This window comes from Vibrio sp. SG41-7 (genome assembly GCF_014164465.1).
Lineage (GTDB): Bacteria > Pseudomonadota > Gammaproteobacteria > Enterobacterales > Vibrionaceae > Vibrio > Vibrio splendidus.
Map to the genome: position 1 here is coordinate 1 of NZ_JACJFF010000400.1, position 285 is coordinate 285.

Annotated in this window: 1 protein-coding gene; it reads left to right on the top strand. The window is 47.0% G+C overall.

Annotation, left to right across the window (positions count from 1 at the left end):
- Positions 1-270 (top strand): transposase (locus tag H5300_RS27335; protein ID WP_182797405.1); only part of this gene is annotated, 270 nt, incomplete at its 5' end.
- Between the last annotated feature and the right edge of the window lie 15 nt (positions 271-285).

The following is a 285-nucleotide window of genomic DNA, read 5'->3' on the forward strand; positions in this document are numbered from 1 at the left end:
CTCAAACATAGAGAGAGCTTGTGGGTTTTCCTCAAGAAAACGTCAATCCCCTTAACCAATAATGAAGCCGAGCGATGTATTAGAGGCTTTGTAATCCAAAGGAAAATTAGCTTCGGAACGACCTCGGATGCAGGCGACAAATTCCGAAGTAGGATACATACCCTCATAGAAACCTGCAAAAAACGTGGCTTATCGGCAATGTCAGTGTTGAGTGAAATCATCACGGCTGTTGTGGCGAAGAGGCCGTACCCCAACGTCTTTGATCTCTAGGCGGCTCTCACCCTC